This is a genomic window from Flavobacterium sp. JLP, assembly GCF_015350755.1.
Lineage (GTDB): Bacteria > Bacteroidota > Bacteroidia > Flavobacteriales > Flavobacteriaceae > Flavobacterium.
Window position 1 is genome coordinate 925,790 of the sequence record NZ_JADKPS010000001.1, and the last position, 15,514, is coordinate 941,303.

The following is a 15,514-nucleotide window of genomic DNA, read 5'->3' on the forward strand; positions in this document are numbered from 1 at the left end:
GAAATATATTACTATTCCCACTCAATTGTTGCAGGTGGTTTTGAACTAATATCATAAACCACACGGTTCACGCCTTTTACCTTATTTATAATGTCATTTGACACTTTCATCAAGAAATCATGCGGTAAATGAACCCAGTCAGCAGTCATTCCATCTGTAGATTCTACAGCTCTTAGCGCTACTACTTTTTCGTAAGTACGCTCATCGCCCATCACACCAACAGAATTTACTGGAAGCAAAATTGCTCCAGCCTGCCAAACTTTATCGTATAATCCCCAAGATTTTAATCCTTCAATAAAAACAGAATCAACATCTTGTAAAATTTGTACTTTTTCTGGAGTAATATCTCCTAAAATTCTGATTGATAATCCAGGTCCTGGAAAAGGGTGTCTTCCTAACAATTCTGGATCTATTCCTAAAGTAGCACCAACTCTTCGAACTTCGTCTTTAAACAACATTCTAAGCGGCTCTACAATTTTTAATTTCATATAATCTGGCAATCCGCCCACATTATGGTGCGATTTAATCGTTGCAGATGGTCCTTTTACAGAAACCGATTCAATAACGTCAGGATAAATAGTTCCCTGCGCTAACCATTTTACATCTTCGATTAAGTGCGATTCATCATCAAAAACTTCGATAAATACACGTCCAATGGTTTTACGTTTGGTTTCAGGATCGCTGATTCCGGCTAATTCACCAAGAAAACGATCTCCAGCGTCTACTCCTTTTACGTTTAATCCCATTCCTTTGTATTGATCTAATACATTTTGGAATTCGTTTTTACGAAGCAAACCATTATTTACGAAAATACAGTATAAGTTTTTACCAATTGCCTGATGCAGTAAAACTGCGGCCACAGTAGAATCTACTCCGCCTGACAATCCTAAAACTACTTTATCATTTCCTAATTTCTCTTTTAATTCTCCCACCATTTCTTCTACAAAAGCGTTTGGTGTAAAGTTTTGAGGAACTTCGGCAATGTTTACCAAAAAGTTTTCAAGCATTTTTGATCCATCAGTAGAATGGAAAACTTCTGGATGATACTGAATCGCATAAGTGGTTTCGCCTTCAATTTTATAAGCTGCATATTCTACATCATGCGTGCTTGCTAATTTAACTGCATTTGTTGGCAAAGCTTTGATACTGTCGCTATGACTCATCCAAACTTGGCTGTTTTCTGAAACTCCATTAAAGAAAGTTTCGCCTTCTTTAATATAAGATAAATTTGCTCTACCGTATTCTCTGGTATTCGAAGCTGCTACTTCTCCACCGCTAAAGTGGGCTAAATATTGTGCTCCGTAACAAACTGCCAACATTGGAAGCTTGCCTCGAATTTGAGATAAATCAGGATGTGGGGCATCTTCTGCACGAACAGAAAAAGGGCTTCCTCCTAAAATTACGGCTTTATAAGGTGATAAATCACTAGGAAAGTGATTGTAAGGAAAAATTTCGCAGAATATATTTAATTCGCGAACTCTACGCGCAATAAGCTGAGTATATTGCGATCCGAAATCTAAAATAAGTACGTTGTGTTGCATGCGCAAAAATACTTTTTATATTCCAAAATGAAAAATCGGAACAATGAAAAAATAATATTTTTTTCATTGTTCCGATTTTTTAGGCATAAAGGTTCAGAGTTACAAAGGTTCAAAGGTCTTTAAAATATACCTTTTGCCAAATTATATTCGAAGAAAAGCGTTCGTTTTCCTCTTTTTAATTTATTCCATTTCGATCTGCATTAGACCCATTGCAGATTGCTGGCTTCCTTTATCAGCACCAGTATTCCATAACTCTTTAGCTTTTTCTTTATTTCCTAACAAGTAATAATAGGCTCCAAGAACAGTATAACCTTCAATTTCGCCTTGGGCAATAATTTTGTTTCCAAGGGCAATAATAACAGGATTAATTGGTTTTGATTTTTCATTTTTTTGATTATTTAATAAGGTTTCAAAACCTTGATCTTGCAGGAGAAGCATACCAAAATAATCCAAACAGGCTTTACTTAATCCTTGATTGCACAACTGGTTTATTTTTTCTGCATGTGCTTTTGTATCAGTATCACTCAGCATATAATCAAGTGCCGTTCTCGAGTCAGTTATCTTATAATATTCGTTTAGCAAAACCGCATTTTTTTGCGATAAAACAGCATCCTTTCTATTATTGGCAACAACGCTATCTTTTTTAATCCAAGTTTCATTTTCTACCCAGCTTGAGGCTCCAATAAGTGCATTATTTTTGATTTTGAATTTAAAAAGACTTTTATCAGGATATACAATAAGCGAATCGCCTTTGGTAAAATAATAACCTGTTCCAATACCAACAATGTTTACTTTTCCGTTACCATCAAATTCAAAAAAAGAGTACATCGCCGAATCTGATTTGGCTTTGTAATACCCTTGAAGTTTATTGTCTATAACTTGGCCATTAATTACATTGCATAAAGAAATTATCAATAATAAAATGTTTACTTTTTTCATCTTAAAGTGTTTATTAAATTAGCTCATTGAGTTTTTCAGAATATTTTTTTTAGATCTGTAATTCAAATCAAAAAAAGCCAGCGCAAAAAATTAAAATTTTTCGTACTGGCTTAGTTTTATTTTTATTTGATGAAATCAAATTTGTCTGTAAATAATTTACCAACAACAGGAACAGGGATTTCTTGTTCGTTATTTGCATTAATGATTCCCATAATCCATAATACTAAAACACCAAGATTTGCTAAGCTTAAAATACTTGCCAAAGTTGGAATAATAACTGCGATAATTGTTAATGCAACAGAAACTGCAATTCCAAGAATCGCGATTCCTAATCCTTGTTTCAAATGAAACTTAGTTAACGAATCTTTTACAGTTAATTTGTTGTAGTTTACATAAGCAATAATCCATCCGATAATAGTGATGTAAGAAATAATTGAAAGCGTTCTTTTGTTCATGATAATTGGGTTTTTATATTCAAAACAAAAGTAATCCTGCAATTCAAAAAACTATCAATTCGAGCATCTACTAACTATCTACAGCAATCATTGTAGTATCTATTTTATATCTACAAGAAAATAAATTGAAGTTAAAAAAACGGCTTACGAATTGATTTTACTGAACAGATGTAATATAGGTATCCAAATCAGTTTCGCGGTCGAGATTTAATTTTTGTTTAATTCGGTAACGCGCCATTCTCATACTTTGGGTTTCAATATTCATGTGATTGGCAATTTCTTTGGTACTCATGCCTAATTTTATGTAGCCGCAATATTTAAAATCAAGTTTGGTTAATGTGCCTGAGGCTTTTTCCTGTAAAGTTGAAAAAAATATAGGATTGGTATTTTCAAGACTTGTTTTTAGTAATTCGAATTCGTCATCGACTTCCATGCTCTTATCAATCGTTTTTGAAAGGTTTTTGATGTCTGAAGATTTTTCTGTTTTCATTACCTGAAGTTTGTTCTGAATATCTTTTAAAACCTCATTTTTCTTTTCTAATTGCAGGTTATTGGTCATTAATTCCTGTTGCAGCTTAATTTTTTCCTGTTCGTTTAGTTTCTTTTCTTGAATAGCAATTTGAAGTTCTTTCTCTATCAATTCTGATTCCAGCAGGGCAATCATCGCTTCTTCCTCTTTTATTTTGGACAAAAGATTTGCTTCTTCGTTTGCCTTGTTAAGCAATAAATTTGTTTTAATATATGATTTTTGCCTAAAATGATAGGAACGCAACATAAATAGAAGCGTAAAAAAAATAAAAACAGAAAGCGCGATATATAAGTAGCTGATTTTTTTTCTTGATTCTAAATTATCTGTCAGCAACTGAATTTGCTGTGATTTTTTCTCGGTTTCAAAACGCACAGAAGCATTGTATTCTTTGGCTCTGTTTTCCTTTTCAACCATTACCATAATTGCTTTATCATATAGGTTAAAGTATTTTCTATAAGATGGAAAATCATTTTTTATTTCGGCCAAATCCATATAATTTTTATACAGCAAGGCATAATATCTCGGATTTACTTTAGGATCTTTCGCAATATTGTGCTCCACTTTTTTTAATACCTTTTCAATGTTGGCTAAGTCATTTAAATTGGTGTAAAATTGTGCCTGCTGGCCGTACATAACCATTAACTGCATAGGAACATTCAATTTTAAGCAAACTTCTTCGGTTTTTTTGAGGTATTCTAAAGTCTTTTCAGGTTTAGTTTCAAAAAAATGATACAAATAAAGACTGGTAAGATTCAAACAGGTTCTTCCGTAAGATATATTAATATTGCCTTTCTTTTTTTCATTTTCAAATATGGCAATCGCTTTTAAATAATCGGCTTCTGCGGTTTGCAGCAGCTTCATATCTGCCGGTGATTTTTGTTCAGCACTATTTACTAGAAAAAGAGCCCAGCTGGTTAAAGCGTTGGCGATATTTACTTGGTTTTTACTTTGGTAGCTTAAGTATAAAGCCTTTTTAGTATATTTTTCGCAGAATTTAAAGTCGTTATTATCACTAAAACTAGCGCCTAGATTTTCATATCCATTTACCAACTTATCGTATCTCATTTTGTGTTTTTCAAAATAAGACAAAGATTGCAGCATATAATAAATGTATTTTTCTTTGTTGCCAATCGTTTCATGTTTATAAGCCAAGGCATAGTTCGCATATGCCATTGCTTTTGGATCTTTAGATTTGGATGCTAATAAGTAACTCGAATCGGCAAATTTTATTTGCTGCCGAACATTATCTGTAAATCGGGCAATATCTGATAATGATTCATACGTGATGGCCTGCAAGCTGACAGCATCCATTTCTTTTGCAATTTGCAAAGCCTGGCGCGCACAAGCATACGCTTTTAGTGTATCTGTTTTTTTATAGTAAGAACTGAGTTCACACAAATAATCTGCCTTTTTTTCTAAAGCCAAATCTTTTTTTCCTACCAACTGAAGTAATTCTTGTTTTGTCTTTTGTGCGTAAGAAGAATTAACGATTAAAAAATGAACAAGTAGGATATAGAAAAGGTTTTGAAGGCGAATTTTAATAATACTCATTAGAAGAATTTAAAATTTGGAACTATTGTTTTGCAAGTTAGAAGAAATAATAGCCGTTCGGAATTTGTACTTTAAGCAAATGTATTTACAATGCGCAGGATAATCACAAAAACCAAAGATATAAAAATAGTATTACCAAAAAAGTTTCAAAGGCTCAAAGGTTCAAAGTTACAAAGGTTAAAAAATATCAATATCATTTTTCATATGCTTTATGCCTCTGAATGATCCTTTGTAACTTTGAGCCTTTGTAACTTTGAACCTAAAACAAAAACCATTTCTAAGAAAAAATCGTAATTAGAGAAAAACCATTTTATGAAATCAAAACTAATTGCCTTTTCTCTTTTTTTGTCTTTGTTTTTAACTTCTTGCGATGCTGTTGATGACTTATTGACTTTTAATATCTCGAATGAAACTTCAATAAAAATCAAAAGCACTTCGCCTATTAATTTGCCTACTGAAATTATTATGCCTGATGTTACTACAAATTCATCAGCTCAATTTGAAAATAATAAAACGAAAGCAAGCTTAGTTAAAGATGTAAAATTAAGATCGCTTAAATTATCTATTTCTGATCCTTCAGATAAAACATTTACTTTTTTGAAATCCGTTCATTTGTATATTTCGACAACTGATTCTGACGAAATAGAATTAGCCTATCAAGACAATATTATGGCAACAACAAATATGATTGATTTAATTTGCACCGATAAAAAACTAGATCAATACATAAAAGCAGACAGCTATAAAATTAGAACACAAGTAACATTAAAAGAAACGCTTACTAAAGATGTAACTGTAAAAGCAGATATGAAGTTTAAAGTTACTGCGGATCCATTCTAGTCAAAGGTTCAAAGTTGCAAAGCAACAAAGGTTCAAAGGTAAACGAAGTGTAAACTTTGTTGCTTTGAACCTTTGTTGCTTAGTAGCTAAAAAAAAACCTTTGTGACTCTGAACCTTTGTGACTTTGTCCTTTCCTAAAACCAATTCTTTTCCTTAAATTTATAGAACTATACCAAAATTGCTTTTACATCATAACCAAATGTATCTTAAAATGTAATCATTAAGAGAGTAAACTGCATAACCAATGTTATACTGTCGAAATATTAATTTTAAAACACAATCATGAGTAAAATAGTTGCAGAACAATTAGTTGACATGTTGGTAGAGGCTGGTGTAAAACGCGTTTATGCCGTTACCGGCGATAGCTTAAATCATTTTAACGATGCAATACGAAGAAACGGAAAAATAAAATGGATTCATGTACGCCATGAAGAAGTGGGCGCTTATGCCGCCGCTGCTGAAGCAGAATTAGACGGTTTTGCTGTTTGTGCCGGAAGCTGTGGTCCTGGCCATGTACATTTAATCAATGGTTTGTATGATGCGCATCGCTCGCATATTCCATTATTAGCAATAGCTTCTACAATTAATACGAGCGAAATGGGAATGGATTATTTTCAAGAGACCAACACCATAAAACTTTTTGACGATTGCAGCTGTTACAATCAGATGATTATGACCGCTGAGCAAGCGCCTCGAATTATTCAGACTGCAATTCAGCATGCTTTGGGCAAAAAAGGTGTTGCGGTTATTGGTTTACCTGGCGATGTTTCGCAGCTAAAAGCGGTTGAAAGCAATATATCTACTCAATATTTTCATTGTAATCCTGTTATTCGGCCTTCGGATACTGAATTACAGCATTTAGCAAAAGCTATAAATGAAAGTAAAAAAATCACTTTATTCTGCGGTATTGGAGCTGAAAAGGCGCATGATCAAGTAGTTCAATTATCAAATCATATAAAAGCTCCAGTTGGATATTCTTTTAGAGGAAAAATGAGCATTCAGCCTAATAATCCTAATGAAATTGGAATGACGGGTTTGCTAGGACAGCCTTCTGCTTATCATAGCATGCACGAATCGCATTTGGTCTTATTATTGGGAACAGATTTTCCATACGATAAATTCATGCCGACTGATAACAAAATTATTCAAATTGATACCAGTACTGAACGTTTAGGAAGAAGAGCCAATCTCTATATGGGATTATGTGGCGATGTAGCTAATACGATTGAAGCTTTACTGCCTCTTTTAGAAACCAAAACTGATGATAGTTTTTTACAGGCACAGTTAAAATTTTACAGCAGCGTAAAAGAAAATATGAATATTTATATTGATGATAACGGTGGAGAAGACACAATTCAGCCTGAATATCTGGCGCATGTTATTGATAAACTAGCTGATAATGATGCTATTTTCACGGTAGACACGGGAATGACCTGTGTTTGGGGAGCCCGATTTATTAAAGGAACTGGAGAGCGAAAAATGCTGGGTTCATTTAATCATGGATCAATGGCAAATGCAATGCCAATGGCAATTGGAGCTGCTCTTGCACATCCTGAACAACAGGTTATTGCAATGTGCGGTGATGGCGGTTTATCAATGCTATTAGGTGATTTGGCGACAATTCAGCAATACAATATCCCGATTAAAATTATTGTTTTTAATAATCGCGCTTTGGGAATGGTAAAACTTGAAATGGAAGTAAACGGTCTGCCAGATAACGAAACCGATATGGTTAATCCTGACTTTGGTTTAATCGCTCAGGCAATGGGTTTTCAGGGAATAAATGTTCATAAACCTGAAGATGTCGCACAGGCAATTGAAAATGCTTTTCTGCATAAAGGTCCTGTATTATTAAATGTATTTACAAACCCGAATGCATTGGCAATGCCTCCAAAAGTTGAATGGGCTCAAGTAACTGGAATGGCAAAATCAATGACTAAATTAATGCTTGGAGGTAAAATGGATGAAGTTTTTGATACTATCAAATCTAATTATAAGCATTTAAAAGAGGGGTTATAAATAAGGTTCAAAGCGACAAAGGTTCAAAGGAAGAAAGTTACTGTACTTTCAAACCTCTGAACCTTTGTTACTTTGTGACTTTGAACCTCATTTACTCTTTCGTAACAATAATTGAAGCTTTAAAACCCGCTGCTAAATTATCCCAATAATCATTGGTTACGAGTGCGCCTTTATCATCGTAAACTTGAATTTCAGCAGTATTTCCTCCTAGACTTCCAATGTTCAAAGCTTCGAAATCTAGTTTATTGAAACCTGCAGTAAGCGGAATTTTGACTTCTTTAAAATTAGAATCCAAAAATACTTGATCTCTTATTACTTTATCATTCGAGGAAACTTTTACCAAATCACCATCGATAGCACCAAAATCTCGGAACTTTACAATAAAAAATTCTGATTTAGTTTTAAAATCACCCAGTGAAATGTTTTTCTTTATTAATTGTCCTCTTCCTTCTCTTAAACCAGCATCTTTCAAAGCTCGATCCAAATCTTTTTCCATTTTAGCTACATAACGATCTCCTGGATTAGCAAATTCAGTTTCGGTCGACATGGTAAATTTGCTCTTTTCTTCTCCTATCTGAAATTTAGATTTGGTCGTAATGCTGGTATTATCGTAAACGTTTGGCGTTTTTATACTTGGAATTTCGGCAAGATCAGCTTGTGGATCTTTTATTTCAGGAGTTGGTGCCTTTTTAGGTTTCGAACTAAATTTAGGGGCAGGAATACTCTTGTACTTAGTACTAAATTCCGTTTGAGCTGATACTGTTACAGCAGTAAAAAATAATATGAAAAATAAAATGTGCTTCATTGAATAAGTTTTATCGAATCGGCTTTTATAATTTTATAAGTATTATAGTATAGCAAAGCAAAAATAGCATAATTTAATTACTCACTTTAACTTTAAGACTTTTATAACAATATATTAGGCTAATTTTTGGAAAACAAAAAACCTGCCAAATATTATTCAAATCAAATTCTAATTAAAATTATTCTAATTGCAAGTCAATATAAATACATATTTATCATTTGATAATTAGCAACTTATTCTTAACTTCAATATTTTAATTTACCTTTATTAAAAATACAAACAAAATGGATTATATCGACTATTATAAAACATTAGAAATAACAAAAGCTGCGACGGAAGCTGAGATCAAAAAAGCATACCGAAAATTAGCACGCAAATATCATCCAGATCTGAATCCGAATGATAAAGAAGCGGAGAAAAAATTCAAAGAAATAAATGAAGCAAACGAAGTTTTAAGCAATCCTGAAAATCGTAAAAAATACGATAAATATGGAAAAGACTGGAAACATGCAGATGAATTTGAAAAGGCAGGATACGACCCAAATCAGCAACAGCAATATTCTAGACAACAACAGGGCAGTCAAGATTTCTCTGGTTTTGGAGGGGATTTCTCCGGAAGCGATTTCTCAGATTTCTTTAATTCAATGTATGGCGGAGGTGCACGAAACAGCAGAAGCCAATCAAAATATAGAGGTCAGAATTTTAATGCTGAATTGCAATTAGATTTAGCAGCAGCTTACACCACACACAAACAAAGTTTAACTGTAAATGGAAAAAACATCAGAATTACAATTCCGGCTGGGGTTGAAAATGGTCAAATCATAAAGATTCCCGGACACGGTGGACCAGGTGCTAACGGTGGCCCAAATGGCGATTTGTTTATCACTTTTATAATCGAAAATAATTCTGATTTTAAAAGAGAAGGAAATAATCTTTATGCGGATATCGATCTTGATTTATACACCGCAATTTTAGGAGGAGAAATGTATGTAAACACTTTTGATGGAAAAGTAAAAATTAAAGTTCCTGAGGAAACACAAGCCGGAACGAAGGTAAAACTGAAAGGAAAAGGATTTCCGATTTATAAAAAAGAAAATCAGTTTGGAGATTTATACATTACCTATAAAGTAAAAACACCGACAAAATTGTCTCAAAAAGAAAAAGAATTATTTCAGGAATTAGCTAAAATAAGAAATCATGAACAGTAAAAATTTAATCCAAATAAAACAATTTTGTATCTACCACGGAATTGAAAATACTTTTATAACAGAACTGCAAAACTATGGATTGGTTGAAATTATTTTTCAGGAAGAAGATTCATATTTACATCCTAAACAGCTTCCTGCAGTTGAAAAAATGATTCGCCTTCATTATGACCTTAAGATTAATATGGAAGGAATTGATGCAATCGCTCATCTTTTAAATAAAATTGAAACATTGCAGCAAAATCTCAATTCAGCACAAAATAAACTTCGCCTTTTTGAACATCACTTAATAGAATAATGATTTCAAAATATCACAAAAAAGAATGAATTTACGAAATGATTTCAGCTCTTTTTATCTGTTTTTAACGGTCAAATTTTATAAATTGCAAGGAATTAAATAACTAGAATTTGCTCAAGAAATTAAACTGATTAAATTCGAAAAACATATAAAATGAAAAGAGAAAACATCTTAACAGGATCACCTTGGGAAGACAAAATGGGATATTGCCGTGCCGTGAGAATTGGTAATATTGTTGAAGTTTCTGGAACTGTAGCAATTGTTGATGGCGAAAAAGTAAAAGCTGACGATGCGTATGCACAGACTTACAATATTCTTGAACGTGTTGAAAAAGTACTTGAAGATCTGAATGTTGGAATGAAAGATGTAATCAGAACTCGAATTTTTACAACCAATATATCGACTTTTGAAGATGTAGCAAAAGCACACTCTGCCTTTTTTAAAGATATTAAACCTACAACTGGCTTTTACGAAATAAGCAAGCTTGTTGCTCCTGAATATTTAGTTGAAATTGAATTTACTGCTGTAATTCAGTAACTAAAAAGTTGCCACAAATTCACGAATTAATATGTCGAATTAACAATCAAATTGATTATTTTTTCTTTAAATTCGTGAATTCGTGGCTAAAAACTTTCTCAAAATAATTAATGACTTCTCATAACCTAAAAGTAATATTCCTGACAACTTTCAAATGGATTTTGATTTGTACTTTGATAGGTATTTTATCCGGATCTGCATCGGCATTTTTCTTAGTTTCTTTAGAATGGGTTACTCAATTTAGAATTCATCATGATTGGATTATTTGGCTTTTGCCTTTCGGCGGACTAATTGTTGGATTCACGTATTATTATTTTGGAGAATCTGTTGTAAAAGGCAATAATCTATTGCTCGAAGAATATGAAAAGCCACAAAAAGTTATTCCACTTAAAATGGCTCCTCTAGTACTTTTAGGAACTTTAACAACACATTTATTTGGAGGTTCTGCCGGACGGGAAGGCACCGCTGTACAAATGGGAGGCGCAATTGCAGATCAGTTTACAAAACTTTTTAATCTAGATAATTCCGAAAGAAAAATTTTGATCATTCTCGGAATTAGTGCTGGTTTTGCCTCTGTTTTCGGAACACCTTTAGCAGGCGCAATTTTTGCTTTAGAAGTTGTATATTTCAGTAAAATTAATTTTAAAAGTATCATTTTGTCTTTTTTAGTGGCTTATGCAGCTTATTTTACTGTAGAATTTTGGCACATAAAACATACACATTACAGCATTCCCTTCATTCCTGAATTTAATTTAAGTACATTATTATACACTATTCTAATTGGAATTTTATCTGGTATAGCGGCTTTGTTATTTTCAAGAACCACACATTTGTGGGGATCTCTTTTTTCAAAGAATATTAAATATCCGCCTTTAAGACCTTTTATTGGAGGAATATTTTTAGCTATAGCTTTTGCTGGTTTTGGATTAACAAAATTTTCCGGATTGGGCGTGCCTATAATTGTCGATTCGTTTTATAATGCTAGCCAATGGTATGACTTTTTACTAAAAATTTTATTTACCGGATTTACTTTAGGTGCAGGTTTTAAAGGTGGAGAAGTTACTCCATTATTTTTTGTAGGTGCAACTTTAGGAAGTGCTTTATCATTAATAATTCCGTTGCCAATCGCTTTTTTAGCTGGATTAGGTTTTGTTGCTGTATTCTCGGGCGCGACCCACACTCCTATCGCCTGCACTATTATGGGAATAGAATTATTTGGCCTTCAACCGGGAATTTTTATAGCCGTTGCCTGTACAATTGCTTATTTCTCGTCTGGTTCAATAGGAATTTATAAATCACAGATTGTAAAAGGAGCTAAATATAAGTTGTACCAAAAATTAAAGCAAAGAGAATTAGAGCAGCTGTAGTATTTTTTTCTAATAATTAAGACTTTTTTTGTAGTATTGTTTTTCCTAAATCAAATCTTTCAACAATGGCATTTGGATTCCCTGCAACTTTTTCACAATTAACTCCCTTAAATAATTTATCTAAAACCTCTTTTATTTTATCTGCGATAGAAATTTGCAAAAAACTAAACTGGATAATTATTACTGTTGATGAAAATGAATTAATCGCCGTTTCAAAAAGCAAAAAAAATACTTGGAATGAAAATATTTCTTTTTCTTTTGATGAAGATGCTGTTCAAATTACAAGTTCATCTAATGGAAATCAGATTTATGATCGTGGTCGAAATAAGAAAAACACAGATGCCTTTTTAGAACTCTACTTTGAAAAATTAAAAGATATTTCAAATCCAACTTTAGATCCAAATAGTCTTTTGGAACAAATTAAAATAGAGAATGAAAATATTTCAGAAGAAAAGGAAATCAAGCCCACTATTACCGTTTTCTACTCCTTTCTTTCAATCTTTATCCCAACGAAAGATTACTTTATTACGCCAATATTAATTTATTTAAATATACTTTACTATTTTATTATGGTTTTTTCTGGAGTTCATTTTTTTGCTCCTGAAACGCAAGAAATAATTGATTGGGGAGGAAATTACGGTCCGTTGATTTTTCAAAATCAATGGTGGAGACTGCTTTCTGCTTGTTTTATTCCTGTCGGATTTTTTCATTTAGTGGCCAATTGCATAGCATTAGCATATGTTGGTTTATTATTAGAACAGTATTTAAAAAAATGGGCATTTCTTATGATCTATTTATTTTGTGGTGTAATAGCAAATTTAAGCAGTTTATATTGGAACAAAGATATTGTAAGCGCTGATGCATTTGGTGCTATTTTTGGCATGTACGGAATTCTAGCAATTGCTTTTATTTTCAAAACCTTAGACTTCAAAATAAATATTAAAATAATAATCAATATTATCTTTTTGCTTGGACTAAACATTGGTTTATGTCTTAAAGATGAAATCGATGGCGAGGTAAAAATCGCGAGTTTTATAACAGGCATTATATTTGGTTTGGCGCTTTGTATTTCAGGCAAAAAACGAGATCATGGGTTAGCTTTTATTACATCGACCGCAACAATTATCATTCTTTTTTTGTTCATTAACTTTAAAAATTCTCAAGTTTATATTTATCAGGTTATGGAATATGAAAAGAGAATGCAAGAATTTACAAATATGGAAAAAATGGCATTAGAAGCCTACAGTATTCAATATGACTATTCGTATACTGAAAACAAAGAAAGCACCTTGTACCTTATTAAAGATAGGGGTATTTATTATTGGAATGAAAATATTACTTTGATTACAGAACTTGATAAATTGTACCTGCCAAAAGAAATTCATGATCAAAATGAATTGCTTATCGAATATTGTAAACTGAGAATCAGCTTGTATGAGATGGCTTATAAAAAAATCGTAGAAAACAGTACAATATATGATGAAAAAATGCTTGCCCTTAACTTTAAAATAGCGAGTATTGTAAATCAAATAAAAAAGGCGCAAAATAAGGTTTAATTCAAAATAAATTTCAATTTTATCAGCAGTCTCCAAACTTAAAACTGAAAACCATAAAACTCACAATTCATAACTCCTAACTCACAATTCTAAAAAGTGTGTTAATCTCTAAAATGATTTCAACATTACATTAAAAAAATGTAAATTCGCACACTATGAAAATACAAGATATTCAAGCAATTCAATTGTTGCTTGCGACCCCAAAGAAAATTGCAATAATTCCGCATAGAGGACCAGATGGAGATGCCATGGGTTCTACCTTAGCTTTATACCACTTTTTACTCAAAAACAATCACCAGCCTACTGTGATTGCTCCTAATGATTTTCCTGATTTTTTGGCTTGGCTTCCAGGTTCTGAAACAGTAAAAATATTTGAAAAAGACACTGAAAACTGTACAAAAATATTACAAGAAGCCGAGCTTATTTTCACGCTTGACTTTAATGCTTTTCACCGCACTGGCGAAATGGAACATACGTTAGCAAAGCTGACTGCTCCATTTATTATGATCGATCATCATCAAAAACCAGATGATTATGCTGCTTATATGTATTCTGATACTTCATACGGATCGACTTGTGAGATGATTTACAACTTTATTACTTTTTTAAATAAAAAAGAAGATATCGACAAAACCATTGCAACTTGTATCTATACTGGAATATTGACTGATTCAGGTTCGTTTCGTTTTCCGGGAACAACTGGAAATACACACCGAATTATCGCAGAATTAATTGATTTGGGAGTAGAAAACACTCAAATTCCAGTTTTATTATTCGATAACAGTTCATATAGCCGTTTACAGTTATTAGGACGCGCTTTACAGAATATGAAAGTTTATGAAGAACATAAAACATCTTATACATCACTTACTCAATCTGAATTAGATGCATTTGATTATGTTAAAGGCGACACCGAAGGAATCGTAAATTACGGATTAAGTATAAAAGGAATTGTTTTTACTGCTATTTTTATAGAAAATAAAGACGAGAAAATTATTAAGATTTCTTTCCGCTCTCAAGGCGGATTTGATGTAAATCAGTTTGCAAGAGATCATTTTAATGGCGGAGGCCACAGCAATGCAGCAGGCGGAAGATCTGAATTATCTATGGAAGAAACGCTGAAGAAATTTGAAGATTTAGTAACAAAACTAAAAATATAACCGAATGAATTATTTAAAATTAAGCTTGTACAGCCTTCTTTTTAGTGTTTTGCTTATTAGCTGCAAACAACATGAAGAAGCAAGAAGACCTCTTTCGAGAGCTTCAGGTACTTTCATGAAGAAATCGGCTGACCGAAATAAAAAATTAGTTGCTAATGAAGAGGATGTCATCAAAAAAATCATCAAAAGCAACCCGAAGGTAAAATATTATGCTACAAGAAAAGGATATTGGTTTTCATATGATGAGCGAAATACAGCCGAGACTCAAACTCCGCATAAAGGCGATATTGCATATTTCAATTTAGAAGTAAAAGATATAAGCGGAAAAATTATTTATTCTGAAGCTGATCTTGGACCACAAACCTATTATGTAGACAAACAAGATATTATGATGGGATTGCGAGACGGTATTAAGTTTATGCATAAAAACGAAACCGTAACATTCTTATTTCCATCGCATATTGCATACGGATATCATGGAGACAATAACAAAATTGGCCCGAACGAGTCTTTAATGTGTACTGTTACACTTCGTAATTTTGTACCAGATCCAGCAGCTCCAACGACGGCACCTTCAGCAGGCACAACTCCACAAACTGCAACAGCAGTAACACCCGCAGTGGCTGGACAAACTCCAAAACCTGCAACGCCAAAACCTGCAGCTGCAAAGACAGCAGTTCCAACTAAAAAAGATACAATAAACCCATAACAA

14 protein-coding genes are annotated in these 15,514 nt (G+C 32.8%); 9 read left to right on the forward strand and 5 right to left on the reverse strand.

Annotated elements, in window-relative coordinates; translation table 11 throughout:
• Window positions 1–11: 11 nt before the first annotated feature.
• The 4 genes from guaA to IRZ83_RS04160 form a co-directional block, all read right to left on the reverse strand.
• The gene (gene guaA / locus IRZ83_RS04145) at window positions 12–1,541 is read right to left on the reverse strand and encodes a glutamine-hydrolyzing GMP synthase (protein WP_194567002.1); all 1,530 of its coding nucleotides are present in this window, start codon (window positions 1,539–1,541) and stop codon (window positions 12–14) included.
• A gap of 180 nt (window positions 1,542–1,721) precedes the next feature.
• On the reverse strand, window positions 1,722–2,480 hold the full coding sequence (locus IRZ83_RS04150; RefSeq protein WP_194567004.1) for a hypothetical protein: 759 nt from the start codon (window positions 2,478–2,480) through the stop codon (window positions 1,722–1,724).
• A 122-nt stretch (window positions 2,481–2,602) separates the two neighbouring features.
• Complete coding sequence (locus IRZ83_RS04155) at window positions 2,603–2,935, reverse strand: import component protein (protein ID WP_029268989.1); 333 nt, start codon at window positions 2,933–2,935, stop codon at window positions 2,603–2,605.
• Window positions 2,936–3,092: 157 nt separating this feature from the next.
• Window positions 3,093–5,015 (reverse strand): hypothetical protein, encoded by a 1,923-nt coding sequence (locus IRZ83_RS04160; protein ID WP_194567006.1) that lies wholly within the window; start codon window positions 5,013–5,015, stop codon window positions 3,093–3,095.
• Window positions 5,016–5,327: 312 nt separating this feature from the next.
• Here IRZ83_RS04160 and IRZ83_RS04165 point away from each other — a divergent pair, with 312 nt between their 5' ends.
• Window positions 5,328–5,855 carry a hypothetical protein gene (locus IRZ83_RS04165; protein ID WP_194567008.1) on the forward strand — a complete coding sequence of 176 codons (528 nt, stop codon included), beginning with the start codon at window positions 5,328–5,330 and terminating at the stop codon, window positions 5,853–5,855.
• A gap of 282 nt (window positions 5,856–6,137) precedes the next feature.
• Complete coding sequence (locus IRZ83_RS04170; protein WP_194567010.1) at window positions 6,138–7,874, forward strand: thiamine pyrophosphate-dependent enzyme; 1,737 nt, start codon at window positions 6,138–6,140, stop codon at window positions 7,872–7,874.
• A 91-nt stretch (window positions 7,875–7,965) separates the two neighbouring features.
• On the opposite strand, the gene IRZ83_RS04175 is transcribed toward IRZ83_RS04170, so the two are convergent.
• Complete coding sequence (locus tag IRZ83_RS04175; RefSeq protein ID WP_029268980.1) at window positions 7,966–8,679, reverse strand: hypothetical protein; 714 nt, start codon at window positions 8,677–8,679, stop codon at window positions 7,966–7,968.
• A gap of 284 nt (window positions 8,680–8,963) precedes the next feature.
• Between IRZ83_RS04175 and IRZ83_RS04180 the strand changes: the two genes are divergently transcribed.
• The 7 genes from IRZ83_RS04180 to gldI all read left to right on the forward strand — a co-directional run bounded on the left by IRZ83_RS04180 (window position 8,964) and on the right by gldI (window position 15,511).
• The gene (locus IRZ83_RS04180; RefSeq protein WP_194567012.1) at window positions 8,964–9,887 is read left to right on the forward strand and encodes a DnaJ C-terminal domain-containing protein; all 924 of its coding nucleotides are present in this window, start codon (window positions 8,964–8,966) and stop codon (window positions 9,885–9,887) included.
• Window positions 9,877–10,182, forward strand: a complete 306-nt coding sequence (locus IRZ83_RS04185; protein WP_194567014.1) for a chaperone modulator CbpM — start codon at window positions 9,877–9,879, stop codon at window positions 10,180–10,182. The genes IRZ83_RS04180 and IRZ83_RS04185 overlap by 11 nt, the downstream gene beginning before the upstream one ends.
• Window positions 10,183–10,335: 153 nt before the next feature.
• Entirely contained in the window at window positions 10,336–10,719 is a 384-nt protein-coding gene (locus tag IRZ83_RS04190) for a RidA family protein (protein WP_194567016.1), read from the forward strand.
• A 110-nt stretch (window positions 10,720–10,829) separates the two neighbouring features.
• Window positions 10,830–12,086 (forward strand): voltage-gated chloride channel family protein, encoded by a 1,257-nt coding sequence (locus tag IRZ83_RS04195; protein WP_194567017.1) that lies wholly within the window; start codon window positions 10,830–10,832, stop codon window positions 12,084–12,086.
• A 65-nt stretch (window positions 12,087–12,151) separates the two neighbouring features.
• Window positions 12,152–13,642: a rhomboid family intramembrane serine protease gene (locus IRZ83_RS04200; RefSeq protein WP_194567018.1), complete on the forward strand. Its 1,491-nt coding sequence runs from the start codon at window positions 12,152–12,154 to the stop codon at window positions 13,640–13,642.
• A gap of 155 nt (window positions 13,643–13,797) precedes the next feature.
• The gene (locus IRZ83_RS04205; RefSeq protein WP_194567019.1) at window positions 13,798–14,802 is read left to right on the forward strand and encodes a DHH family phosphoesterase; all 1,005 of its coding nucleotides are present in this window, start codon (window positions 13,798–13,800) and stop codon (window positions 14,800–14,802) included.
• Between the two features lie 4 nt (window positions 14,803–14,806).
• Entirely contained in the window at window positions 14,807–15,511 is a 705-nt protein-coding gene (gene gldI, locus IRZ83_RS04210; protein WP_194567020.1) for a gliding motility-associated peptidyl-prolyl isomerase GldI, read from the forward strand.
• The last annotated feature ends 3 nt before the right edge of the window (window positions 15,512–15,514 follow it).